This is a genomic window from Streptomyces sp. NBC_00597, assembly GCF_041431095.1.
Lineage (GTDB): Bacteria > Actinomycetota > Actinomycetes > Streptomycetales > Streptomycetaceae > Streptomyces.
In genome coordinates, this window is the sequence record NZ_CP107757.1 from 3,344,487 (window position 1) to 3,366,850 (window position 22,364).

The 22,364-nt window shown below is 74.1% G+C and carries 23 protein-coding genes and 1 other RNA gene; 12 read left to right on the forward strand and 12 right to left on the reverse strand.

From position 1 onward, the window contains the following. The first annotated feature begins 6 nt into the window (after positions 1–6). Together efeB and efeU are read left to right on the forward strand one after the other, a co-directional pair. Positions 7–1,335: an iron uptake transporter deferrochelatase/peroxidase subunit gene (gene efeB / locus OG974_RS14850; protein ID WP_371643394.1), complete on the forward strand. Its 1,329-nt coding sequence runs from the start codon at positions 7–9 to the stop codon at positions 1,333–1,335. 25 nt (positions 1,336–1,360) lie between these two features. Then, complete coding sequence (gene efeU, locus OG974_RS14855) at positions 1,361–2,242, forward strand: iron uptake transporter permease EfeU (protein WP_327283174.1); 882 nt, start codon at positions 1,361–1,363, stop codon at positions 2,240–2,242. A gap of 61 nt (positions 2,243–2,303) precedes the next feature. On the opposite strand, the gene OG974_RS14860 is transcribed toward efeU, so the two are convergent. The 3 genes from OG974_RS14860 to OG974_RS14870 all read right to left on the reverse strand — a co-directional run bounded on the left by OG974_RS14860 (position 2,304) and on the right by OG974_RS14870 (position 4,747). After that, entirely contained in the window at positions 2,304–2,861 is a 558-nt protein-coding gene (locus OG974_RS14860; RefSeq protein ID WP_327283175.1) for a GNAT family N-acetyltransferase, read from the reverse strand. 196 nt (positions 2,862–3,057) lie between these two features. Next, positions 3,058–3,918: a PhzF family phenazine biosynthesis isomerase gene (locus OG974_RS14865; RefSeq protein WP_327283176.1), complete on the reverse strand. Its 861-nt coding sequence runs from the start codon at positions 3,916–3,918 to the stop codon at positions 3,058–3,060. A 67-nt stretch (positions 3,919–3,985) separates the two neighbouring features. Continuing rightward, positions 3,986–4,747 carry an SDR family oxidoreductase gene (locus tag OG974_RS14870; protein WP_327283177.1) on the reverse strand — a complete coding sequence of 254 codons (762 nt, stop codon included), beginning with the start codon at positions 4,745–4,747 and terminating at the stop codon, positions 3,986–3,988. Positions 4,748–4,855: 108 nt separating this feature from the next. Between OG974_RS14870 and OG974_RS14875 the strand changes: the two genes are divergently transcribed. Together OG974_RS14875 and OG974_RS14880 are read left to right on the forward strand one after the other, a co-directional pair. Next, positions 4,856–6,160, forward strand: a complete 1,305-nt coding sequence (locus OG974_RS14875) for a multidrug effflux MFS transporter (RefSeq protein WP_327283178.1) — start codon at positions 4,856–4,858, stop codon at positions 6,158–6,160. An 83-nt stretch (positions 6,161–6,243) separates the two neighbouring features. Next, positions 6,244–7,251, forward strand: coding sequence for a small ribosomal subunit Rsm22 family protein (locus OG974_RS14880; RefSeq protein ID WP_327283179.1), 1,008 nt, complete (start codon positions 6,244–6,246; stop codon positions 7,249–7,251). Positions 7,252–7,264: 13 nt separating this feature from the next. Here OG974_RS14880 and ddaH read toward each other — a convergent pair whose 3' ends face one another. Beyond that, on the reverse strand, positions 7,265–8,074 hold the full coding sequence (gene ddaH / locus OG974_RS14885; protein WP_327283180.1) for a dimethylargininase: 810 nt from the start codon (positions 8,072–8,074) through the stop codon (positions 7,265–7,267). Between the two features lie 131 nt (positions 8,075–8,205). Here ddaH and OG974_RS14890 point away from each other — a divergent pair, with 131 nt between their 5' ends. After that, positions 8,206–8,835 carry a TetR/AcrR family transcriptional regulator gene (locus OG974_RS14890; RefSeq protein ID WP_327283181.1) on the forward strand — a complete coding sequence of 210 codons (630 nt, stop codon included), beginning with the start codon at positions 8,206–8,208 and terminating at the stop codon, positions 8,833–8,835. A 183-nt stretch (positions 8,836–9,018) separates the two neighbouring features. Continuing rightward, positions 9,019–9,765 carry a bifunctional DNA primase/polymerase gene (locus OG974_RS14895; RefSeq protein WP_327283182.1) on the forward strand — a complete coding sequence of 249 codons (747 nt, stop codon included), beginning with the start codon at positions 9,019–9,021 and terminating at the stop codon, positions 9,763–9,765. A gap of 175 nt (positions 9,766–9,940) precedes the next feature. On the opposite strand, the gene yaaA is transcribed toward OG974_RS14895, so the two are convergent. After that, positions 9,941–10,741 carry a peroxide stress protein YaaA gene (yaaA, locus tag OG974_RS14900; RefSeq protein WP_371643399.1) on the reverse strand — a complete coding sequence of 267 codons (801 nt, stop codon included), beginning with the start codon at positions 10,739–10,741 and terminating at the stop codon, positions 9,941–9,943. A gap of 102 nt (positions 10,742–10,843) precedes the next feature. Between yaaA and OG974_RS14905 the strand changes: the two genes are divergently transcribed. Together OG974_RS14905 and OG974_RS14910 are read left to right on the forward strand one after the other, a co-directional pair. Further along, positions 10,844–12,292, forward strand: a complete 1,449-nt coding sequence (locus OG974_RS14905; protein WP_327283184.1) for an RNB domain-containing ribonuclease — start codon at positions 10,844–10,846, stop codon at positions 12,290–12,292. A 147-nt stretch (positions 12,293–12,439) separates the two neighbouring features. Beyond that, entirely contained in the window at positions 12,440–12,706 is a 267-nt protein-coding gene (locus tag OG974_RS14910) for a hypothetical protein (RefSeq protein ID WP_327283185.1), read from the forward strand. Between the two features lie 15 nt (positions 12,707–12,721). Here the strand turns inward: OG974_RS14910 and OG974_RS14915 are convergent, their stop codons facing one another. Further along, positions 12,722–13,579 carry a hypothetical protein gene (locus tag OG974_RS14915; RefSeq protein ID WP_327283186.1) on the reverse strand — a complete coding sequence of 286 codons (858 nt, stop codon included), beginning with the start codon at positions 13,577–13,579 and terminating at the stop codon, positions 12,722–12,724. Next, positions 13,576–14,313 (reverse strand): MerR family transcriptional regulator, encoded by a 738-nt coding sequence (locus OG974_RS14920; protein WP_371643402.1) that lies wholly within the window; start codon positions 14,311–14,313, stop codon positions 13,576–13,578. Before OG974_RS14920 ends, OG974_RS14915 begins: the two co-directional genes overlap by 4 nt. A gap of 77 nt (positions 14,314–14,390) precedes the next feature. Here OG974_RS14920 and rnpB point away from each other — a divergent pair. Next, positions 14,391–14,792: RNase P RNA component class A (rnpB, locus tag OG974_RS14925), an RNA gene on the forward strand. A gap of 73 nt (positions 14,793–14,865) precedes the next feature. On the opposite strand, the gene OG974_RS14930 is transcribed toward rnpB, so the two are convergent. From OG974_RS14930 to OG974_RS14940, 3 genes are read right to left on the reverse strand one after another with little or no spacing between them, the layout of a single operon-like run. Further along, the gene (locus tag OG974_RS14930) at positions 14,866–16,182 is read right to left on the reverse strand and encodes a bifunctional RNase H/acid phosphatase (RefSeq protein WP_371643404.1); all 1,317 of its coding nucleotides are present in this window, start codon (positions 16,180–16,182) and stop codon (positions 14,866–14,868) included. Next, a complete protein-coding gene (locus tag OG974_RS14935; protein ID WP_327285630.1) occupies positions 16,182–16,925 on the reverse strand; it encodes a C4-type zinc ribbon domain-containing protein in 744 nt (247 codons plus the stop codon). The genes OG974_RS14930 and OG974_RS14935 overlap by 1 nt, the downstream gene beginning before the upstream one ends. Continuing rightward, positions 16,922–17,779 carry a Nif3-like dinuclear metal center hexameric protein gene (locus tag OG974_RS14940; protein WP_328762593.1) on the reverse strand — a complete coding sequence of 286 codons (858 nt, stop codon included), beginning with the start codon at positions 17,777–17,779 and terminating at the stop codon, positions 16,922–16,924. The genes OG974_RS14935 and OG974_RS14940 overlap by 4 nt, the downstream gene beginning before the upstream one ends. A 233-nt stretch (positions 17,780–18,012) precedes the next feature. Between OG974_RS14940 and OG974_RS14945 the strand changes: the two genes are divergently transcribed. After that, complete coding sequence (locus OG974_RS14945; protein WP_327283190.1) at positions 18,013–19,080, forward strand: hypothetical protein; 1,068 nt, start codon at positions 18,013–18,015, stop codon at positions 19,078–19,080. Positions 19,081–19,207: 127 nt separating this feature from the next. Here OG974_RS14945 and OG974_RS14950 read toward each other — a convergent pair whose 3' ends face one another. Beyond that, positions 19,208–20,404, reverse strand: a complete 1,197-nt coding sequence (locus OG974_RS14950; RefSeq protein ID WP_371643407.1) for an ROK family protein — start codon at positions 20,402–20,404, stop codon at positions 19,208–19,210. Between the two features lie 132 nt (positions 20,405–20,536). Here OG974_RS14950 and OG974_RS14955 point away from each other — a divergent pair, with 132 nt between their 5' ends. Both OG974_RS14955 and OG974_RS14960 read left to right on the forward strand, forming a co-directional pair. Continuing rightward, positions 20,537–20,827 carry a hypothetical protein gene (locus OG974_RS14955; protein ID WP_327283192.1) on the forward strand — a complete coding sequence of 97 codons (291 nt, stop codon included), beginning with the start codon at positions 20,537–20,539 and terminating at the stop codon, positions 20,825–20,827. Further along, positions 20,824–21,417, forward strand: a complete 594-nt coding sequence (locus OG974_RS14960; protein ID WP_371643409.1) for a hypothetical protein — start codon at positions 20,824–20,826, stop codon at positions 21,415–21,417. The genes OG974_RS14955 and OG974_RS14960 overlap by 4 nt, the downstream gene beginning before the upstream one ends. On the opposite strand, the gene OG974_RS14965 is transcribed toward OG974_RS14960, so the two are convergent. Then, positions 21,414–22,364: a 3-oxoacyl-ACP reductase gene (locus OG974_RS14965; RefSeq protein ID WP_327283194.1), complete on the reverse strand. Its 951-nt coding sequence runs from the start codon at positions 22,362–22,364 to the stop codon at positions 21,414–21,416. The two genes, OG974_RS14960 and OG974_RS14965, sit on opposite strands and share 4 nt — an antisense overlap.

Genomic DNA, 22,364 nt, shown 5'->3' on the forward strand with positions numbered 1-22,364 from the left:
ACGGACATGTCTGAGGACACCAGCACCACCACCACCGACGCAGCCGCCGAGTCCGCCGCGTCGACCGAAGCCGTCGCGTCCGCCACCGGCAGCGATGCCACCGGCGGGCCGTCCCGCCGGTCCGTGCTCGGCTGGGGCGGTGCCGGGCTCGCGCTCGGCGCCGCCGCGGCGGGCGGCACGGTCGCCGCGCTCAGCAGCGGCAGCGACGCGGTTCCGGCCGCGCTCAGCGGCTCCGCCGTGCCCTTCCACGGCGCGCACCAGGCCGGCATCGCCTCCGCCGTCCAGGACCGGCTGCACTTCGCCGCGTTCGACGTGAAGACGAAGGACCGCGCGGAGCTCGTCCAGCTCCTCAAGGACTGGACGCGGGCCGCCGAGCGGATGACGGCGGGCCTCCCCGTCGGCGAGGGCGCGGTCGGCGGCCTCCCCGAGGCGCCGCCGGACGACACCGGCGAGGCCCTCGGCCTCAAGCCGTCCCGCCTGACGCTGACCATCGGCTTCGGCGCCTCGCTGTTCGCCAAGGACCGGTTCGGCCTGGAGGACCGGCGCCCCGAGGCCCTGGTCGACCTGGAGCAGTTCCCCGGCGACAACCTGGACCCGGCCAAGAGCGGCGGCGACCTCTGCGTGCAGGCCTGCGCGGACGACCCGCAGGTCGCGGTGCACGCGATCCGCCAGCTCGCCCGGATCGGCTTCGGCAAGACCGCGGTGCGCTGGTCGCAGCTCGGCTTCGGCAAGACCTCGTCCACCACCCCGGACCAGCAGACCCCGCGCAACATGATGGGCTTCAAGGACGGCACCCGGAACATCGCGGGCACCGACACCGCCGCCCTCGACAAGCACGTGTGGGTCGCGGACGAGGCCAAGGGCGCCTCGGCGTGGATGGCCGGCGGCTCGTACCTGGTCGCCCGCCGGATCCGGATGCACATCGAGACCTGGGACCGCACTCCGCTCCAGGAGCAGGAGGACATCTTCGGCCGGGACAAGGCCGAGGGCGCACCGGTCGGCAAGTCGAAGGAGCGCGACGAGCCGTTCCTGAAGGCGATGAAGCCGGAGGCGCACGTCCGCCTGGCGCACCCCGACAGCAACAACGGTGTGACGATCCTGCGCCGCGGCTACTCGTTCACCGACGGTTCGGACGGACTGGGCCGGCTCGACGCGGGCCTGTTCTTCCTCGCGTACCAGCGGGACGTCCGCAAGGGCTTCATCCCGCTCCAGCGCAACCTGTCCAAGCACGACGGGCTCAACGAGTACATCCAGCACGTGAGCTCGGCCCTCTTCGCCGTCCCTCCGGGCGTCCGTGACAAGGACGACTGGTGGGGCCGGGCGCTGTTCGCGTAGTTCCGCGGAACGGAAAGGAACCGACGTGTTCAGCAACTACCTGATCGGCCTGCGTGAGGGGCTTGAGGCCAGCCTGGTCGTCTGCATCCTCATCGCCTACCTGGTGAAGACCGGGAACAAGGACAAGCTGGGACCGCTGTGGCTCGGCGTCGGCCTCGCGGCCGCGCTCAGCCTGGCCTTCGGCGCGGCGCTCGAATTCGGCACCTCGGAGCTGACGTTCCAGGCGCAGGAGGCGATCGGCGGCAGCCTGTCGATCGTCTCGGTCGGCCTGGTGACGTGGATGGTCTTCTGGATGAAGCGCACCGCACGGCACCTGAAGACCGAGCTGCACGGCAAGCTCGACGCGGCGCTCGCGATGGGCACCGGCGCCCTGGTGACGACGGCTTTCCTGGCCGTCGGCCGGGAGGGCCTGGAAACCTCGCTGTTCGTGTGGCGGTCGGTCCACGCGGCCGGTGACGGCGCGGGTCCGCTGGTGGGCGTGCTGCTCGGCATCGGATCGTCGATCGTGCTGGGCTGGCTGTTCTACCGCGGCGCGCTGAAGATCAACCTGTCCAAGTTCTTCACGTGGACCGGCGGGATGCTGGTCGTGGTCGCCGCGGGCGTGCTCGCGTACGGGGTGCACGACCTCCAGGAGGCCGAGTTCCTGCCCGGTCTCCTGAACAAGGCCTTCGACGTCAGCGCGGCGATCCCGCCGGACAGCTGGTACGGGACCCTGCTGAAGGGCACGTTCAACTTCCAGCCCGACCCGACCTGGCTCCAGGTCTCGGTGTGGCTGCTGTACCTGGTCCCGACGCTGCTCCTGTTCCTCGGGGTGTTCGCCCGCAAGGCGGCCCCCGCGGCGCCGGCACCGGCTCCGGCGGCCCAGCCGGCGGGCGTCCCCGCGAAGGCCGAGGGCAGCGGCTCGTAAGGCATCGGCGAAGGGGCCCGGATCGAGATGATCCGGGCCCCTTCCGCACGTCCGGGCCGGGTCACCAGAGGCGGTCGACGAGCCCCGGGTACAGGGCGATCCGTACGCCCGTGAACGCCGCGGCATCGGTGTGCGGGCCGGGGAAGTCCGCGAGGACCTCCTTGTCGAACCCGGGCGCGTCCGTGGCCAGCGGCTCCTCGGGCGTCCCGCCGACCAGTACCGTCCCGGGGAGCCGGGTGAAGCCGGCCGCCTCGTAGAAGGGGGCGAGCGGACGGTCGCAGCTGAACAGGACGAGGTCCACGGCCGGGTCGGCGGCCAGCGCCGCACGGGCCGCCGCCACCAGGTGCCCGCCGTGCCCGCGGCCCCGGGCCGTGTCCAGGGTCACCACCGCGCTGAGCCCGGCCGCGCGGTGGGTGCGCCCCGCGTGCCGGACCTCCTTGAACAGCAGGGCGAGGGAGGCGGTCACCGTGCCGCCCTCGTCCACGAGGACCATCACCTTGGGGGCCAATGCCGGGTCGTGCCCGCCGCCGGCGCCGGGCCAGGCCTGCGCCTCCAGGGCCGCGACCTGCGCGGCGAGCCCGCCCGGGAGCTCGGCCTGTGCGTAGGCGAGCACCGTCATCACGGCCGGGCCTCCGCTGCGCGCCGCCGCTTCCTGCCGCGCGCCACAGCGGCGCCCCGCACGGGCGTCTGCCCCGGCCGGACGGTTGCCCGGCCCGTACGCCCCGCCGGGGGCGTACGGACAGCGCGGACCACCGGGCCGGGCAGAGCCGCCGGGGCCTCTGCCCGGTAGGCGGGTGCCGCCACCAGGCCGTGGCTCATCCGATCCGGACCCCGCTGCCGCCCACCCTCACCCGCGGGTCACCGGCCCGCAGTTCCACCGTGAGGACCCCGGGCCGGCCCATGTCCTCGCCCTGGTGGAGGGTGAGCACGGCGTCCGCCGGGACCAGGCCGAGTTCGCGGGCGTACGCCCCGAAGGCCGCCGCGGCGGCTCCGGTGGCCGGGTCCTCGACGACGCCGCCGACCGGGAACGGGTCCCGTACGTCGAACAGCGCCGGACCCGCCCGGTGCACCAGCTGGACGGTGGTCAGGTCCAGGCGCTGCATCAGCGCCTCCAACCGGGGGAAGTCGTACGCGAGGTCCGCGAGCCGGGCCCGGGTGCCGGCGCCGAGCACCAGGTGACGGTTTCCGGCGTAGGCGATCCTGGGCGGGAAGGCCGGGTCCAGGTCGGCCTGCGGCCAGTCCAGCGCGGCCAGCGCCTCGGCGAGGTCGTCCGGGGCGACGTCCTCGACGTGCGGTTCGACGCTGGTCAGGACGGCCCGCAGTCCCTCGTCGGTCGCGGTGACCGAGACGGGCACCGTCCCGGCCGGGGTTGCGAAGACGAGCTCGCCCGGACCGATCCGCTCCGCCAGCGCCACCGAGGTGGCCACGGTGGCGTGCCCGCAGAAGGAGACCTCCGCCTTCGGGCTGAAGAACCGCAGGGTGAAGGCCCGTCCGGGCTCCCCGCCGAGGCCGTGTGGCGGTGCGGTCAGGAAGGCCGTCTCGCTGTAGCCCAGGTCGGCCGCGATCTCCAGCATCCGGGCGTCGTCCAGGCCGCTCGCGTCGAGCACGACCCCGGCGGGGTTGCCGCCCGCGGGGTCTGCGGAGAACGCCGTGTAGCGCAATACCTCAGTCGTCATGATCGGCTCAACTCCGGCCCGGGGCACGGCATTCCCGCCGGTCCGCCCCCGCCGGCGCCGGCGGGGTTCAGCCCCGCCCGATGTACGGCATCGTCGTCGCCATCACCGTCGCGAACTGCACGTTCGCCTCCAACGGCAGCTCCGCCATGTGCAGCACGGTGCGCGCCACGTCGGCGGCGTCCATCACCGGCTCGACCGCCAGCTGCCCGTTCGGCTGGAGGATCCCGGTCTGCATCCGCTCGGTCATCTCGGTGGCCGCGTTGCCGATGTCGATCTGCCCGCAGGCGATCCGGTACGGGCGCCCGTCCAGCGAGAGCGACTTCGTCAGGCCCGTCATCGCGTGCTTGGTCGCGGTGTAGGCGACCGAGTTCGGCCGGGGCACGTGCGCGGAGATCGAGCCGTTGTTGATGATCCGGCCGCCCTGCGGGTCCTGCGCCTTCATCTGCCGGAAGGCCGCCTGCGCGCACAAGAAGGACCCGGTCAGGTTGACGTCCACCACGTGGCGCCAGGCCTCGTAGGCGAGGTCTTCCAGCGGGACCCCGCCCGGGCCGAACGTGCCGGCGTTGTTGAAGAGGAGGTCGAGGCGCCCGTACTGCTCCCGTACCGCGGCGAACAGTGCGGCCACGTCGTCCGGATCGCTCACGTCCGCCGGTACGCACAGCACGTCCGCATCGGCCCCGGCCGCCTTCGCCGTCTCCTGGAGCGGTTCGGTCCGGCGGCCGGCCGCGGCCACCGCCCAGCCCGCGGCGGCCAGGGTCAGGGCCACGGAGCGGCCGATGCCGGAGCCCGCACCGGTCACGAGGGCGATCTTCTTCCCACTTGCGTTCATGGGGCCGCAGGGTACGTCACATGTCGCATCGCTCCACGGACGTTCCGATAGCTGAGAGCATGGGTCGGTCGGGGGTGTGAAAAGACGACGAAAAGACTGGAGTTCCGCATGTCGGAGAGAGGCCCCGCGACGGCCCCCTCGCACGAGCCGTCGCCCGAGACGCCCTCCGCACCGCAGACCGTTTCCACACCGAAGACCAAGTCCGCCCGCAGGACCGGACTGCTCGTCACCTTCATACTCGGCGGCCTCAGCGCCCTCCCCCCACTGTCCATGGACATGTACCTGCCGGCCCTGCCGGAGGTCACCAGCGCCCTGCACAGCCCGGCCGCCACCATCCAGATCACCCTCACCGCCTGCCTCGCCGGCATGGCGCTGGGCCAGGTCGTCATCGGCCCGATGAGCGACAAGTGGGGCCGGCGCCGGCCCCTTCTCTTCGGCATGGTCGTCTACGTCCTGGCCACCGCGATCTGCGCCCTCGCCCCGACCGCGGAAATGCTGATCGGCTTCCGCCTGATCCAGGGCCTGGCCGGGTCGGCCGCGGTCGTCATCGCCCGGGCCGTCGTGCGCGACCTGTACGACGGGGTCGAGATGGCCCGGTTCTTCTCCACGCTGATGCTCATCTCCGGCGTCGCCCCGATCATCGCCCCGCTCATCGGCGGCCAGATCCTGCGCTTCGCCGACTGGCGCGGGGTGTTCGTCGCCCTCACCGGTGTCGGCGCCGTGCTCACCCTCGTCGTCTGGCGCAGCCTCGGCGAGACCCTGCCGCCCGAGCGGCGGCAGACCGGCGGCGTGGGCTCCGCGCTGCGGACCATGCGCGGGTTGCTCGCGGACCGCGTCTTCGCCGGGTACACCCTGACCGGCGGCTTCGCGTTCGCCACGCTCTTCTCGTACATCTCCGCCTCGCCGTTCGTCGTGCAGGAGATCTACGGGGCCTCGCCGCAGACCTTCAGCCTGCTGTTCGGCCTCAACTCGGTGGGCCTGATCGCCGCCGGGCAGGTCAACGGCAAGCTGCTGGTCGGCCGGGTCCGCCTGGACAGGGTGCTGGGGGGCGGGCTCGCCGTCATCACCACGGCCTCGGTGGCGCTGCTGCTGATGTCCTCGGGGGTGTTCGGGGCGGTCGGGCTGGTACCGATCGCGGCCGCGCTGTTCGTGCTGATGACGGCGATGGGCATGGTCCTGCCGAACACCAACGCGTTGGCGTTGATGCGCACCCCGCACGCGGCCGGCTCGGCTTCCGCGCTGCTGGGCACCTCCTCGTTCCTGGTCGGGGCGATCGCCTCGCCGCTGGTCGGGATCGCGGGCGAGGGCACGGCGGTGCCGATGGCGGTGGTCCAGCTGGTGTGCTCCCTGCTGGCGGTGGGCTGCTTCACCGCGATGTGCCGGCCGTGGCAGAACCGGGAGTCCGCGGTCTGAGCCTCGGCGGGCACGGCGCCCGGGGTGCACGGCGTTCGGGGTGCACGGCGTTCGGGGTGCGCCGGGCGCCGTAAACTTCGCTGGTGAACGCCTCCGCCTCCGTCCCCACCACCGCCGAAACGCTCCGGTCCGCGCTGGGCGGGCTGCTCGACGGGCTCCCGCCGAAGCAGGCCACCGCCGCCGTCGAGCGGCTGATCGCCAACTACCGCGGCCGGACCCCGACCGACGCACCCGTCCTGCGCGACCGCTCCGACGTGGCCGCGTACGCGGCGTACCGGATGCCGGCCACCTTCGAGGCCGTACGGTCCGCCCTGGACGCCCTCGCCGAGGCCGCCCCGCAGTGGTCCCCCGGCTCCCACGTCGACGTGGGCGGCGGCACGGGCGCGGCGACCTGGGCGGTGGACGCGACCTGGGACGGCCCGCGCGGCACCACGGTCCTGGACTGGGCGGAGCCGGCGCTGGCCCTCGGCAAGGAGCTCGCGGCGTCCTCCGGATCGCAGGTGCTGCGCGCCGCCGAGTGGCGGCGGGCCGTCATCGGATCGGAGCTGGCCCTCCCCGGGGCGGACCTGGTGACGGTGTCGTACGTCCTCGGCGAGCTGACGCCGGAGGCCCGCCGGGCCGTGGTCGCCGAAGCGGCCCGCGCCGGGCAGGCGGTGGTGCTGATCGAGCCGGGCACGCCCGAGGGGTACCTGCGCATCCGCGAGGCCCGCGACCAGCTGATCGCGGCGGGGCTGAGGGTCGCCGCGCCGTGCCCGCACGACGGCACCTGCCCGATCGAGGTCGGGCAGGACTGGTGCCACTTCTCGGCGCGGGTCAGCCGGTCCTCGCTGCACCGGCAGGTCAAGGGCGGCTCCCTGCCGTACGAGGACGAGAAGTTCAGCTACGTGGCCGCGACCCGCTTCCCGGTGGAGCCGGTCCCCTCCCGGATCACGCGGAGGCCGCAGATCCGGAAGGGGCTCGTCCTACTGGACCTGTGTGGTCCGGAGGGCGAGGGCCTGACCCGGGCCACCGTGAGCAAGCGCCACGGTGACCTGTACAAGGCGGCGCGGGACGCCGACTGGGGCCAGGAGTGGCCGCCGGCCACCCGGTAGCACCCCGCGGCCGCTACATCCGCAGCTCCTGGGTGCAGCACTTCACGCTGCCGCCGCCCTTGAGCAGCTCGCCCAGGTCCATGGGGACCGGCTCGAAGCCGCGGTCCCGCAGCGGTGCGAACAGCCCGGCCGCTGCCTGCGGGAGCAGGACGTGCCGGCCGTCCGAGACCGCGTTCAGGCCGAGGGCCGCCGCGTCCTCGTCGCCGGCGATCAGCGCGTCCGGGAACAGCCGCTTGAGCACGGCCCGGCTGCCGGGCGAGAAGGCGGACGGGTAGTACATGACCTCGTCGCCGTCGAGCACGCAGAGCGCCGTGTCCAGGTGGTAGTAGCGCGGGTCCACCAGGTCGAGGCCGATGACGGGCCGGCCGAAGAACTCCTGCGCCTCGTCGTGCGAGAGCGGGCTGGAACGGAAGCCCCGGCCGGCCAGGATGTAGCTGGCGGTGACGGCGAAATCGCCCTCGCCCTCGTTGACATGGGACGGCTCGTGGATGTCCTCGAAGCCGTGGGACCGGAACCATTCGAGGTGGATCTCCGCCTCGGCGGCGCGCTCCGGGTAGGCGAACCGGGCGCCGAGCACCCGGCCGTCGACGACGAGGGCGCCGTTCGCGGCGAAGACCATGTCGGGCAGCCCGGGGTCCGGTACGAGCGTCTCGACGGTGTGGCCGAGCGAGCGGTAGCGGTCCCGGAGGTCTTCCCACTGGGCGTGTGCGAGGGGCAGGTCCACCGGTTTCGTGGGATCCATCCACGGGTTGATGGAGTACGTGACCTTGAAGTGTGCGGGTGGGCACATCAGGTAGCGCCGGGGTGTGGCGTCTCTGCGCAAAGAAGGCTCCTCACGACTCACGGAGATGTCGAGAGAATCGTCTCTCCTCAACCGGGACCGCGCAGTGAACTGATTGGGTGGTTTACGGAATGACACGAAGACGAGACATCTCGCGTTGCTAATTTGTCCGGATGAGCAGCAGAACCTCCGACGGGAAAGCCCCCGACCCCGCCCGCCGCAGCGACCGTTCCCGGCGGGCCATCCTCGACGCGGCGCTCGCACTGGTCGGTGAGGTCGGCTACGACAAGCTGACCATCGAGGCCATCGCCGCCCGTGCGGGCGTCGGCAAGCAGACGATCTACCGCTGGTGGCCGTCCAGGGCCGCGGTCCTGCTGGACGCCTCGCTCGCACTCGGCGCGGACGCGGAGGCCGAAAGCGGCTGGACCGGCTTCCCCGACACCGGGGACCTCGCCGCCGACCTCAAGCTGGTGCTGCGGGCGACGGTCGACCAGTTCAACGACGAGAAGTACGCGGCCCCCACCCGCGCCCTGACCGCCGCCGGGGCGACCGACCCGGAGCTGGGCGCCCGCTTCACCGAGCAGCTGCTGGAGCCGCAGCTCGCCCTGTACGAGGCACGGTTGCGCACCGCCCGGGAGGCCGGGCAGCTCGCGCAGGACGTGGACCTGCGCCTGACGGTGGAGATGCTCGTCGGGCCGCTGACGTACCGCTGGCTGATGCGGACGGCGCCGCTGACGCACGCGTACACGGACGCACTGGTGGACCGGGTGCTGGGCGGGGTGGCGAAGGTCACCGACGACTGACGGGTGATGGCCGGGCGGGGACAATTGGCCGAATTTCAACAGTATGTGACGGTATCCCGTCTCCCCTTCCGCACGCTCCGTGCACCGCTCCCCCACCCCCGGTTGGGGAGTGCGGTCACCCGGACCGCAGGATGGTGGGACCATGTGAGGGTCTGCCGGGGAAACGGTGAGGTGAGGGGATAGATGGGGTCTGAGTCCGGCCGCGTCAAACGCGGCGAGCAGAGCAGGATTTCCCAGTGGCTGCGTCGGCGGCCCAAACCCTCCCCCGAAGACCCCGAGCGCGTGCGCGAGGACCTCCTGCTGGCCGTGGCCGCCGCAGGCCTGCCGCTCGCCCCCGCCGCCCATCCCGCCGGCTACCGGTGTTCGTGCGACCGGATCGGCTGTCCCACCCCCGCACGCCACCCCCTCTCCTTCGCCTGGCAGACGCAGTCGACGACCGACCGCGCACAGATCGAACGCTGGGCGCGCAACCAGCCGCAAGCGAACTTCATCACCGCGACCGGCATGGTCCACGACGTACTGGACGTCCCCCTCGAAGCCGGAGCGAGCGCGCTGGCCCGCCTGCTGGCGGCGGGCGTCGAGGTCGGCCCCGTCGCCGAATCGGGCGGAACGGGCGACCAGGCCCGGATGCTCTTCTTCACGGCGACCCGCGGCACCCCCGAGGACGAGGACGAATGGTGGCCGTGCGAACTGGACTGCCACCCGGAGACGATGGACGAACACCCCGGCCTGCGGTGGCACTGCCGCGGCAGCTACGTGCTGGTGCCGCCGGCGGCCCTGCCGGGTGACCTGGCGGTGACCTGGCTCCGGGGCACGGAGCACCCGCTCCCGGATCCCCTCACCCTGCTGGAAACCCTGACGGACGCCTGCGCCACGTACGCGGTGGCGGCCGACCGATCCCCCACGGCGGCCTGGCCCCTGAGCCACTGACCGGGCCCCGCGGCCGGCCCGTACGACCCGGCCGGTGGGCCACCGGCCCGCGGGGCGCTCAACCGACCGCCGGCGTCGGCTGCTGCGTGTCGCCCCGCCCCACCCTTCGACCGTTCCCGGGGCGCCGGGCGGCGCGCCCACAACGGCGCCGCGCCCGGCCCGGGAGCCCGGACGGTCAGTGGATCTGGGTGACCACCACGTCCAGGGACCAGGGCCTGGCCGGCTTCGCGGGGGCCTGCGCCTCGACCGTGTACCCCAGGTCGCGCAGGGCCACCACCAGCTCCGCCGGGGTCGCCGGCACGACACCCTCGACCAGCAGGTCCCGTACCAGCCGCCCCTTCGTCGCCTTGTTGAAGTGGCTCACCACCGACCGCTTCTCCACCCCGTCCACGATCTGCGCGTGCAGCACCCGCACCGTCGCCGTGCGCCCCGCCACCTCGCCCTTGGGCTTCCACGCCGACGCGTAGGCCAAGGACCGCAGGTCCAGCACGAGCCCGTCCCCCGCCGCGGCCGGCATCACCGCGGCCATCGGCTCCCGCCAGTAGGCGCCCAGCGCGCCCAGCCCCGGCAGCTTCACCCCCATCGAGCAGCGGTACGAGGGGATCCGGTCCGTCACCCGGACCGCGCCCCACAGACCCGAGAACACCAGCAGCGACCGCTCCGCCCGCGCCCGCGCCGCCGCCGGGAGGTCCGCCAGGCCCAGCGCGTCGTACAGGACGCCGGTGTAGACCTCACCCGCCGGCCGGGCCACCGCGGACCGTAGCCCGGCGTTCTTCGCCACCTCGCCGCGCAGCCCCTCGCTCAGGCCGAGCACCCCGCGGGCCTTCAGCTCGTCGCCCGCGCACAGCTCGACCAGTTCCTCCAGCACGGCCGCCCGCGCTTCGGCCAGTCCCTGCAGCGACAGCGTCTGCGGCTCCAGGGGCGCGCCGGAGGCGCCGGCGGCCTTTCCCTCGGACGGCGGCAGCAGCACGAGCACGGTGGTTCTCCTTCAGTACGACGCGGCGCAGGGGGTGCGGCCCCCGAGCCAGGGTAGACGGCTCGCCGCGCCACCAGCGCCCACCCGCCATACGCTCGATCCATGCCACGCCGTCATATGCACATGACCGGCGCAGACGGGACTGCCCTGCGGGCCGCGCTGCGTGAACTGCGGACCGCCCTGGGGGTGCCCGGGGAGTTCCCGGCCGCGGTGCTCGCCGAGGCCGAGCGGGCCGTCCGCGATCCACGGCTCCCGGACCTCGATGCCACCGACCTGCCCCTGTTCACCATCGACCCGCCGGCCTCCCGCGACCTGGACCAGGCCATGCACCTGGCGAAGCGCCCGAACGGCGGCGGCTACCGCGTGCACTACGCCATCGCCGACGTCGCCGCCTTCGTCGCACCCGGCGGCGCCCTCGACACCGAGGCGCACCGCCGCGTCACCACCCTGTACTTCCCCGACGACAAGGTCCCCCTGCATCCGGCGGTGCTCTCGCAGGGCGCGGCCAGTCTGCTGCCCGGCCAGACCTGCCCGGCGCTGCTGTGGCGGTTCGACCTGGACTCCGCCGGCCGGGTGGAGACCACCGAGGTCCGCCGGGCCCTGGTCCGCAGCCGCGCCAAGCTCGACTACGAGGGGGTACAGCAGGCCATCGACTCCGGGACCGCCGACGAGTCCCTGGCCCTCCTGCGGGACATCGGCAGGCTCCGCGAGACCCTGGAGCAGGAGCGCGGCGGCGTCTCGCTGAACGTGCCCGAGCAGGAGATCGTCGCGCACAACGGCTCGTACACCCTCGCCTACCGGGCCCCGCTCCCGGCGGACGGCTGGAACGCCCAGATCTCCCTGATGACCGGCATGGCCGCCGCGGACCTGATGCTCGCCGCCGGCGCCGGCATCCTGCGCACCCTCCCCAGCGCCCCCGACGGCGCGGTCGGCCGGCTCCGGCGCACCGCCACCGCCCTGCGGATCGACTGGCCGCACCACGTGCCGTACGCCGAACTCGTCCGGACCCTCGACCCGCACCTCCCGGCCCACGCCGCGTTCCTCCAGGAGTGCACGGCCCTGCTGCGCGGCGCGGGCTACACGGTCTTCACCGGCGGGGCGACCCCGGACCCCGTCCTGCACGCCGCGGTGGCGGCACCGTACGCGCACTGCACCGCCCCGCTGCGCCGGCTCGTCGACCGGTACGCGGGCGAGCTGTGCGTGGCGGCGGTGGCGGGGGCCGAACCCCCGCAGTGGGCGCTGTCCGCGCTGGACGGGCTCCCGGAGCGGATGGCGGAGGGCAGCAGGCTGTCCAACACGGCCGAGCGGGAGTCCGTGGACCTCGTCGAGGCGGCCCTGCTGAAGGACCACGTCGGCGAGACCTTCGACGCGACCGTGATCGACGTGAAGGACCACGAGCCGCTGGTGGGCACGGTCCACCTGGAGGAACCGGCGGTCGTCGGCCGGGTCGAATCGCCGTCCGCGCCGCTGCCGCTGGGCGACCGCATCCGGGTCCGGCTGACGGAGGCCGACCCGGGCCGGGCGAAGAAGATCACGTTCGCCCCTGCGTGAGCGGTGTCCGCCGCAAGGCCGGCGTGCGCGCTGCGGCGGGCTGGCCTAGCGTCGAAAGGGGAGGGGCCGTCGTCCGGCGCCCCCGACCGGGTCCGCGAGCTACCGGATCCGTGAGTCCCCTGACCGCCCGGAGAGCAGGTGCCTCCCATGCGCATGTCGGTTCGCATCACCGGTGTCCTCACCGGTCTGATCCTCGCCCTCGGCGGCGGGGCCTTCGTCGCCCGCGCCGACATCCCGGCCTGTACGAACCTGGTCGCACAGTCGGGTGTCGCGGTATCCGAAGCCGTCACGACGGCCTGCACCCAAGGTGTGCACGGTGATCTGACCGGCTGTGTGAGCGCCATGTCCGCGGCCGGCGTGGCGGGCGGCGCCGCGCACGGCGCCTGCCGGATGGCGGCCAACCCTCCCGCCTGATCGGCCACCTCCACCTCACGGGCCGGTGGGCCCCGCCGCCACCGGCCCGGCCCGACGCAGGGCAGCGACCAGCGTGCGCGGGTCGTCGGCGTGGAAGCGGACGGTGCGGGCCTCGGCGCGGGAGCCGAGCGGCCGGGTGAAGGGGAGCGGACGGGTCAGTTCCAGGGTCACGGTGGTCTGGCTGGCGACGATCAGGTCGAGCACCCCGTCCTCGGAGAGGGTGACGAGGCGGCCTTCCGGGTAGCGCCGGTCCACCCGCACCGAGGCCACGGCGTCCGGCGGGACGGTGAGGTCGAACAGGGCCCCGTAGCGGATGCGCAGGGAGCCGTCCGCGCCGACCACGTGCGGCCGGGTCACGCAGGCGGCGTGCATCGCCAGGACCAGCAGCACCCCGTACGCGTCGAGGACCAGCACCACGCGGTGCACGGCCGGCCAGGGGATCAGGACGGCCAGCCCGACGGTCTCGATCAGCGACACGAACAGCAGCCCGTACGTCATGGCCGTCTGGGGTCCGGTGTACCCGGCGGCGAGTTCGCCCGGCCCCACCCCGTGCGCGGGACGGCGCAGTGCCCACCGCCCCAGCGAGGCGGCGGTGCGCAGCTCGTGCAGCACCAGTCGGCGCACCGGCTCGGGCACGACCGCCCGCACCGCCGCCCGCCGCGCTGCGCGGGGTTCGGCGCCGCGGGCCCGCTCGGCGCAGTACAGCGACCGGAGCACCCACAGCTCCAGCAGCAGCACCCCGGCGACGAGCACTTCGGCCGCGGCCGCGACCGTGAGCGGTGGGCGCACCCCGGCCGCCAGGCACACGACGAGGGCCAGTTCGCCCGGTATCGCCGCGGCGGCGGCGATCCGGGCCGCCCGGACCCGGCTCATCGGCTGCTTCCCTTCTGCGCGAACGCCTCCATGACCTGGCGCACGACCTCCGCCTGGGCGGGGGCGTACTCCGCGAGCAGCGCCTGCGTGAAGCCCGGGGCGGCCGGGCCGTCCGCCGGGATCACGTCGAACACCCCGTCGGGGACGGCCGCCACCAGATCGGCGGCGAGCACCGGGATCCGGGGGTCGTCGGTGGGGGCGTCGGCGAGGTCGTCGAGCCGCTCGTACAGGGCGAGCACGGCCGGATCGGCGGCCATCGCGGCCATCGCCTCGTACAGTTCGGGGCCGCCGGCGCCGGCGGTGTCCAGCAGGATGAGGTGCTCGCGGTCGAGGGCGGCGGACGGCGACGTCGTTTCGGGGGCCTGGGCGAGCAGTGCGGCGAGCGCGGGCGGGAGCGGCCCGTCGTCCACGGGTGGCGCGGCCCGCAGCGCCGCGAGCCGCTCCCGGCGCTCGCGGATCGCGGCCTCCTGCCGGGCCAGGTCGGCGTCGAGTTCCTCCAGTACGTCGGCGAGCTCGCGCCCGGCGTCGTCCCCGAGGACGTCGCGCACCTCGTCGAGGCTCAGCCCCAGCTCGGTGAGCCGGCGCACGCGGGCCAGCAGGACGGCGTCGCGCACGCTGTACGCGCGGTAGCCGTTGGGGCGCCGCTCCGGCTCCGGGAGCAGCCCGACGTGGTGGTAGTGCCGGACGGCCCGGGTGGTGACCCCGACCAGCGCGGCGATCTCTCCGATCCGCATGGCGTCCAGTAGAAACCCTGCCGCTGCGTCAAGGTCAAGCGTGGCGCCGGGCGCGGGTAGCATGGTCACTCGCAGAACAACCGGAGCGGGCGGCCGCGTCGGGATCCCCGGATCCCGCCGAGGAACGTCCGGGCTCCACAGGGCAGGGTGGTGGCTAACGGCCACCCGGGGTGACCCGCGGGACAGTGCCACAGAAAACAGACCGCCGGGGGCTTCGGCCCTCGGTAAGGGTGAAACGGTGGTGTAAGAGACCACCAGCGCCTGGGGTGACCCAGGCGGCTAGGTAAACCCCACCCGGAGCAAGGTCAAGAGGAGTCGTCTTCGGACGGCTTTGCGCGAACGTTCGAGGGCTGCCCGCCCGAGTTCGCGGGTAGACCGCAGGAGGCCGGCGGCAACGCCGGTCCTAGATGGATGGCCGTCTCCCCGGCGACCGCGAGGTCACCGGGCGACAGAACCCGGCGTACAGCTCCGGTTGTTCTGCACTCGACGAAGCCGAAGGGCCCGTCCCCGTCAGGGGGCGGGCCCTTCGCCGTACCCGGTCGGACCGGCCGGCTACCGCAGGTGCGAGGTGTCGTTCAGGAGGCGGACCGAGGCGTTGCCGTCGGCGTAGTAGGCCACCGCCGACAGGGAGGCCGCGGACAGCTCCATCCGGAACAGCGACTCCGGCGGGGCTCCCAGCGCGAGGCGCACCAGGATCTTGACCGGGGTCACGTGGGTGACCAGCAGCACCGTGAGGCCCGCGTACGCGGCCAGCAGCCGGTCCCGGGTCGCCGAGATCCGGCGGGTGGCGGCCGTGAAGCTCTCGCCGCCGCCCGTCGGGGACGCCTTCGGGGAGTCCAGCCAGGCCTGGAGGTCTTCGGGGAAACGCTCCCGCACCTCGGCGAAGGTCAGGCCCTCCCAGGCGCCGAAGTCCACCTCGCGCAGGCCCTCCTCGACGGTGACCGTCAGCCCGAGGCGGTCCGCGACGGCCTGCGCGGTCTCCCGGCAGCGGCGCAGCGGGGAGCTGACGATCGTCTGGACGGTGCCGCGCGCGGCCAGTGCCTCGGCGACCGCGGAGGCCTGGCGGCGGCCCGCCGAGGACAGTTCCGGGTCGGTACCGCCGCTGCCGGAGAAGCGCTTCTGCGGGGTGAGGGCGGTCTCGCCGTGGCGCAGCAGTACGAAGGTCGCCGGGGTTCCCATGTCGGGGCCCCAGCCCTGGCCGCCCGCGGGGGGTGTGGCCGGCTGGGCGGGACCGGCGTGACCGGTACGGGGCGGTGTGCCCGCTCCGGCTTCCGCTCCGGCGAACGGCCCGTCGGCGGCGCCGGTTCCGGCGGCGCCGCCGGTCGCTCCGGCGAGGGCGGCCCGGACGGCCGCGGCCCCCTTCGCGGCATCCCCCGGAGGGCCCGCCGGCGGGGTGGCCAGGGCGCGGGCCGCCGAGGCGTCCAGGGCCGCAGAGGAGGCCGACGGCTCCCACTGCCTGCCGTGCTTGCCCGCGTCCATCGCCTCGTTGGCGAGCCGGTCCGCGTGCTTGTTCCGCTCGCGCGGGATCCACTCGTACGTGACCTGCGCGCGGGGCAGGATCGACGCCGCCTCCGCCGCGAGGGGCTTCATGTCCGGGTGCTTGATCTTCCAGCGGCCCGACATCTGCTCGACGACGAGCTTGGAGTCCATGCGGACCTGGACCTCGGCGTCGGCGGCCAGTTCACGGGCGGCCTTGAGGCCCGCGATCAGGCCCTTGTACTCGGCCACGTTGTTCGTCGCGACGCCGATGTACTCCGCACGCTCGGCCAGTGTCTCGCCCGTCGCCGGGTCGAGGACGACGGCGCCGTAGCCGGCGGGCCCCGGGTTGCCCCGGGAGCCGCCGTCCGCCTCCACGACGAACCGGAGCATCAGATGCCCGAGTCGGCCGTACGGACCAGGATGCGGCCGCAGTTCTCGTGGCGTACGACCTGGTCGCGGGCCGCGGCCTTGATCTCGTTGACCTCGGCCATGTCGAGCTCCAGGCGGCAGCCCTCGCAGCGGCGCTGGTACAGGCGGGCGGCGCCGACGCCGCCCTGCTTGACGCGGATCTTCTCGTACAGGGCCATCAGGTCGGCCGGCATCGACGCGACGATGACCTCACGGTCCTTGGTGACCTTCGCGGCCTCGGCGTCGAGCTCGGCGGTGGCCGCGTCGCGGCGGGCGGTGGCGTCGGCCTGCTTGGCTTCGAGGGCGGAGACCCGCTCGGTGAGCTCGGTGACCCGCTCCTGCGCGCCCTCCAGGCGCTCCATGACCTCCAGGACGACGTCCTCCAGGTCGGCCTGGCGCTTGGCGAGGGAGACGACCTCGCTCTGCAGGTTCGCCAGGTCGCGGGCGGAGATGCCCGCGCCGGAGTCGAGCCGCTGCTGGTCGCGGGCCGCGCGCTGGCGCACCTGGTCGACGTCCTGCTCCGCCTTGGTCTGCTCGCGGGCGGCGTCGCTCGCCTGGGTCTGGGCCGCCACGAGCAGGTCGCGCTGCTGCGTCAGGTCCTTGGTCAGGGACTCGACCTCGGTGTGCTCCGGCAGGGACTTGCGCTTGTGGGCGAGCTGAGACAGCCGGACGTCCAGGGCCTGGACGTCGAGGAGTCGGATCTGGTCGGCGGGCTCGGCGTTCAGTTGGGGGCTCCAGAGATAGAAGGGGGTGTTACGGACGGCTCGTGAACCGTCCACGGGTCGGTGACCGTGCGCGAGACGTGGGTGCGCAGACCCCAGCCGTGGCGCTCGGAGATCGCGTCGAGCTGCGCGGCGGCCTGCTCGCACCACGGCCATTCGGTGGCCCAGTGCGCGGCGTCGACGAGGGCGAGCGGGCTCTGCTCGCGGGCCTCGGACGCCGGGTGGTGGCGCAGGTCGGCGGTGAGGAAGGCGTCCACGCCGGCGGCGCGGACCTGCCCGAAGAGGCTGTCGCCGGAGCCGCCGCTGACGGCGACGGTGCGGATGACCGCGTCCGGGTCGCCGGCGACGCGGATGCCCTGGGCGGTCTGCGGCAGCCGGGCGGCGGCGCGGGCGGCGAACTCCCGCAGGGTCTCGGGGTGGTCGAGTTCGCAGATCCGGCCGAGGCCCCGGCGGCCCGCGGGGTCGCTGGCGTCGGAGACGAGCGGTCCGGTGATGCGCAGTCCGAGGGCGCCGGCGAGGGCGTCGGAGACGCCGGGGTCGGCGGTGTCGGCGTTGGTGTGGGCGACGTGCAGCGCGATGTCGTTCTTGATCAGCGTGTGCACGACGCGGCCCTTGAAGGTGCCGGCCTCGACGGTGGTGGTGCCGCGCAGATAGAGGGGGTGGTGGGTGACGATCAGGTCGGCGCCCAGCTTCACCGCCTCGTCGACGACGCCCTGCACGGGGTCCACGGCGAACAGGACGCGGCCGACCTCGGCGTCGGGATCGCCGCAGACGGTTCCGACGGCGTCCCACTGCTCGGCCCGCGAGGGGGGCCACAGGACGTCCAGCGCGGCGATGACTTCGGAGAGACGGGGCACAGGCCAAGGCTACCGTCCGTACGGGAGCGGCAGAGTCCGTACGGGGTCCCGGGCGGCCGGGGCTCCTCACGCGCCTCCGACGGTCCCGGGCACGCCCCTGCACCGCACAGCACAACCGTCCCCGTTGCCACGGTCGAACCGCCCGGCGGCCACCCGTACGTGTGAAGCGCGGAACGTCGTGCTGTTCGGGCCGAAGTGCGATAACTAGCTTCCTCACCGGAGGTGACGCACGGATGACTGTCTGTGCCATCGAGATCACGATGACGGCCCGGTTCACCATCGCCGCGGACGGGTCGTACGCGGCCCGACTGGCCGGGGACGGCGAAGCCCGCTACCCGGAGCGCTGGACCCTGGCCGGGCCCGAGCCGTACGCGGTGCCGCTGCCGCTCGCGCAGCCCGAGGAGGCCGACAGCGAGGTGCTGGCCCTGACCGACGGGCGGGTGCTGATCCACCGCCGGGTCGCCGAACGGCACGCCTTCGCCCTGTTGTACCCGACGGGCGGCGCCGCGGCCGGACCGCGGACCGGGGAACTCCCGCTGGGCTCGGTGGAGCCCGGGGCCGAGGGCGTACGGGTGTCCCTGCTGCCCCCGTCCCCGGACGGACACGGGGCCTTCGCCCTGGCCGCCTCGGCCACCGGGAGCACCGTCTGGCAGGTCGCCGGCGGCCCCTTCGGGCCGGTCGCGCGGATCCCGGGCCGGTGCACCGGCGGTGTCTGGCTGGACCGGGCCGGCCGGATGCTCGCCCTGGACCGCGAGTTCCGGGGCACCACCAAGGCCGTCGCCGTCGACCTGGGCCGCGGCGGCGAGGTCTCCCCGCTGCTCCAGATCGCGGACGGCAGCGACGACCGGCTGTTGCTGGCCGACCCCGACAGCGGGCTGCTGCTGATCCGCTCGGACGCCCCGGGCGAACCGCGCCTGGGATGGGGGGTACTGGGCAGCTCCCTCCCGGTCCGGTTCCCCGAGTGCCTGCGCGGGGAGGCGGGGATCCCGTTCGCGGTGCAGCCGGGCCAGGCGCTGATGCCGGAGACCTGCGCGGTCGCGCTCCGCCTGGAGAACGGTGGGATCGGCCTGTGGCGGCCCGCCGACCGGCACGTCTTCCGACTCGCGGCGCCCGACGGGTGGCTCGGCACCGGCCTGTGGAGCCGGGAGGGCCGCCTGCACCTCCCGTACGCCACACCCGAGATCCCCTGCGGGATCACCGGGCTGACCCTGCCGGTGTCCCCGCCGGCCCCGGTCCGGCTGGACCCGCCGCCGGCGGCGGCACCCCGGCCCGTACCGCTCCAGCAGGCGCCGCTGCACTGACGCGGAGCCCCGCCGACGCGGAGCCCTGCCGGCCGAAGGCCCTGCCGACGCGGGGCCCTGCCGACGCGGGGCCCTGCCGACGCGGGGCCCTGCCGGCCGAAGGCCCCGCTGACGCGGGGCCCTTCGGTCAGCGGCCCTCGAAGGCCAGGTCGCGGGCCGAGCCGAGCGCCGTGGCGACCGCGCCCAGCAGGACCGCGTCCTCCCCCAGCCCGCCGGCCGCCACCTTCGGCCGCAGCGGCGTCAGGGTGCGCAACGTCCGCCGGACCGTGCGGAGCAGCAGGTCGGCGCTGTGGCCGATGCCGCCGCCGAGGACGACGAGGTCCGGGTCGAGGACGGCGGAGACCGCCGCGACGGTGTGGGCGAGGCGTTCGCCCTCCTGCTCGACCGCCCGGGCGGCGGCCGCGTTCCCCGCCCGGGCGGCGTCGAAGACGTCCTTGGCGGTGAGCGGCCCGGCCATTCCGTGGGCGCGGGCCGCTCGGACCACGGCTTGCGCGGAGACGGCGTCCTCCATGCCGTCGGGCTCGGAATCGCGGTCGGGGCCGGGCTCCGGGGCCCGGCGGCCCGCCCACGGCAGGAAGCCGATCTCGCCGGCTCCGCCGTGCGCCCCGGTGAACAGCCGGCCCTCGTTGACGATGCCCATGCCGAGGCCGGTCCCGATCATGACGTGGACGAAGAGCCGGCTGCCCGCGCCGACGCCGTACGCGTACTCGCCGAGCGCGGCGAGATTGGCGTCGTTCTGGACGGCGACGGGCAGGCCGAGCCCGTCGCGGATCCGGTCGAACAGGCCGGGCCGGCCCCAGCCGGGCAGTTGTCGGGCGTACCGGACCCGGCGCGCGTCCCCGTCGTAGACGCCGGGCGTGCCGACCACGGCCCCGGTGACCTTGCGCGGGTCCACTGCGCAGTCGGCGACGAGCCCGCGGGCGGCGGACACCGCGAGGTCAGCCACGCCGTTCGCGGTGCGGGCCTGGTTGCGGACGTCGCAGCGGGCCACGATGGTGCCGTCGAGGTCGGCCAGCGCCACCCGCAGCCGGCTGCGGCCGATGTCGACGCCGAGGGCGTAGCCGGCCGTCGGATCGGGGGCGTACAGCACGGCGGTGCGGCCCCGCCCGGGTGCGTGCGTACCGGCTTCCCGGACCAGGCCGGCCTGTTCGAGGGCGGCGAGGGCGCTGGAGACGGTGGGTTTGGACAGGCCCGTCTCCCGCGCGAGCTGCGCCCGCGACGCGGCCCCGTCGGACCGCAGTCGCTCCCACAGCAGCCGCTCGTTGGCACTGCGCTGCCGCTGGGGCCTCCAGGGCCGCTCAACACCCGCGTCGCTGCTGCTCATCGGGCCATTCTCACGTAGCCCGGAGGCCCGCGGCGGTGCGCCGGAACGGGGGGCGGGCGAGGTCCGGCGTGCACCACGAGACGGCGTCAAGGATTTCTTGACAAGTCGGCCTCGTCAAGGTTTCCTTGACGCATGTTGATCTTGAATTCGAAGGTTCGGCACCGGGACGTCTTCCCCGCCACCGCATCCATGGCCGCCGTGCTGCCGCTCGCCGTGAGCCTGCCGGCCATGGCCGTGATGTTCGGCGCCCGGCTCGGCACCTCCGCCACCGTCGCCCTGATCGTCGCGGGCCTCGTACTCATCGCCTGCACGGCCGGCCTGACCGCCCGCGCCACTGCCCACCACAACGCCGCCGCCGAGCGGATGCGCCGCGACGAGGCCGTCCTCGACGCCCTCGAACCCCTTGCCGGACTGAGCCGATGAACGACAACCAACCGCTGCTCCACCCGGTGGAGATGGACCGGATCCGCGAAGGGATCGCCGCAGCCGTCCTCGGTGCCCCCGAGGGGCTGGCCGACTCGCTCGAACACGACGCCCACGGCTACCTGCGCCTCGTGGACGCCTCGCGCGTCGGCGCCGAGGAGGCGAGCCGACTGCTGCGCGAGGCCGTCCAGGGCGCAAGGGCCGCCGGCCACAGCTGGGACACGGTGGGCCGCGTCCTGGGGGTGAGCCGCCAGGCCGCCCAGCAGCGCTTCTCGGGCAAGGCCGGCACGGGCCCGTCGGCGCCGCCCACCAAGGGACCGAACGCCCCGAAGCGCCGCACCCTCAGCGGGTTGACCGCCTTCAACGAGATGGCCGCCCTGGAAGAGGCCGGCCGCGACGGCTGGCACATGATCGGCTACGGCCCCTTCTTCCACGAGGTGGAGGCGTCCGGCCACCCCTGGGAGCACTGCCGGGTGACGCTCCCCTCCCTCGCGCGACACCGGCGGATGGAATCAGAAGGTTGGATTCCGGTCGGGGCGGGCTGGTTCCCCTGGCGGTACTACAAGCGGCCCGTCACCGCCGCCACCTAAGCCCCCCGGTCGTGCTTGAGGCCCAGGACCTCCGCCGCGGCGAACGTCTCGTTCGCCGGGCGGGAGTCGTAGTGCGGGGTCAGGACCTCGTCCAGCTCCTCGAAGGAGAAGGCCTCCTTGGAGGTGTCGAACTTGGCGGCCACCTTGGGCCGGTCCATCACGACCACGATCCCGCCGTGCACGACGAACAGCTGCCCGTTCGCCCTCGCCGAGGCCGGCGAGGCCAAGTAACCGACCAGCGGGGCGACGTGTTCGGGGGCGAGCGGGTCGAGCTTGCCGTCCTCCGGGAGCTGGAAGCCCGCGAAGACGTCCTCCGTCATCCGGGTCCGGGCGCGCGGGCAGATGGCGTTGGCGGTGACCCCGTACTTGGCGAGGGCCAGCGCGGTCGAGGTGGTCAGCCCCACGATGCCGCCCTTGGCCGCCGCGTAGTTCGGCTGGCCGGCCGAGCCGCCGAGGAAGGCCTCCGAGGAGGTGTTGACGATCCGGCCGTACACCTGCCCGCCCGCCGCCTTCGACCGCTCGCGCCAGTGCACGGACGCGAAGTGCGTGGTGTTGAAGTGGCCCTTGAGGTGGACCCGGATGACCGAGTCCCACTCCTCCTCCGACATGGAGAAGACCATCCGGTCGCGCAGGATGCCCGCGTTGTTGACCAGGACGTCGAGCTTCCCGAAGCTGTCGACCGCCAGCTCGACCAGCTCGCGGGCCTGCTCGAAGTCGGCCACGTCGCCGAGGTGCGCCACCGCCTGTCCGCCCGCGGCACGGATCTCCGCGGCCACTTCCTCCGCCGGAGCGGCCGAGGCCTCTCCGGAGCCGTCCCGTCCGCTCTGGCCGAAGTCGTTGACGACCACGCTCGCGCCCAGCCGCGCGAGCTCGATCGCCTCGGCCCGGCCGAGCCCGCGGCCCGCGCCGGTGACGATGGCGGACAGCCCCTCAAGTGGGAGTGACAT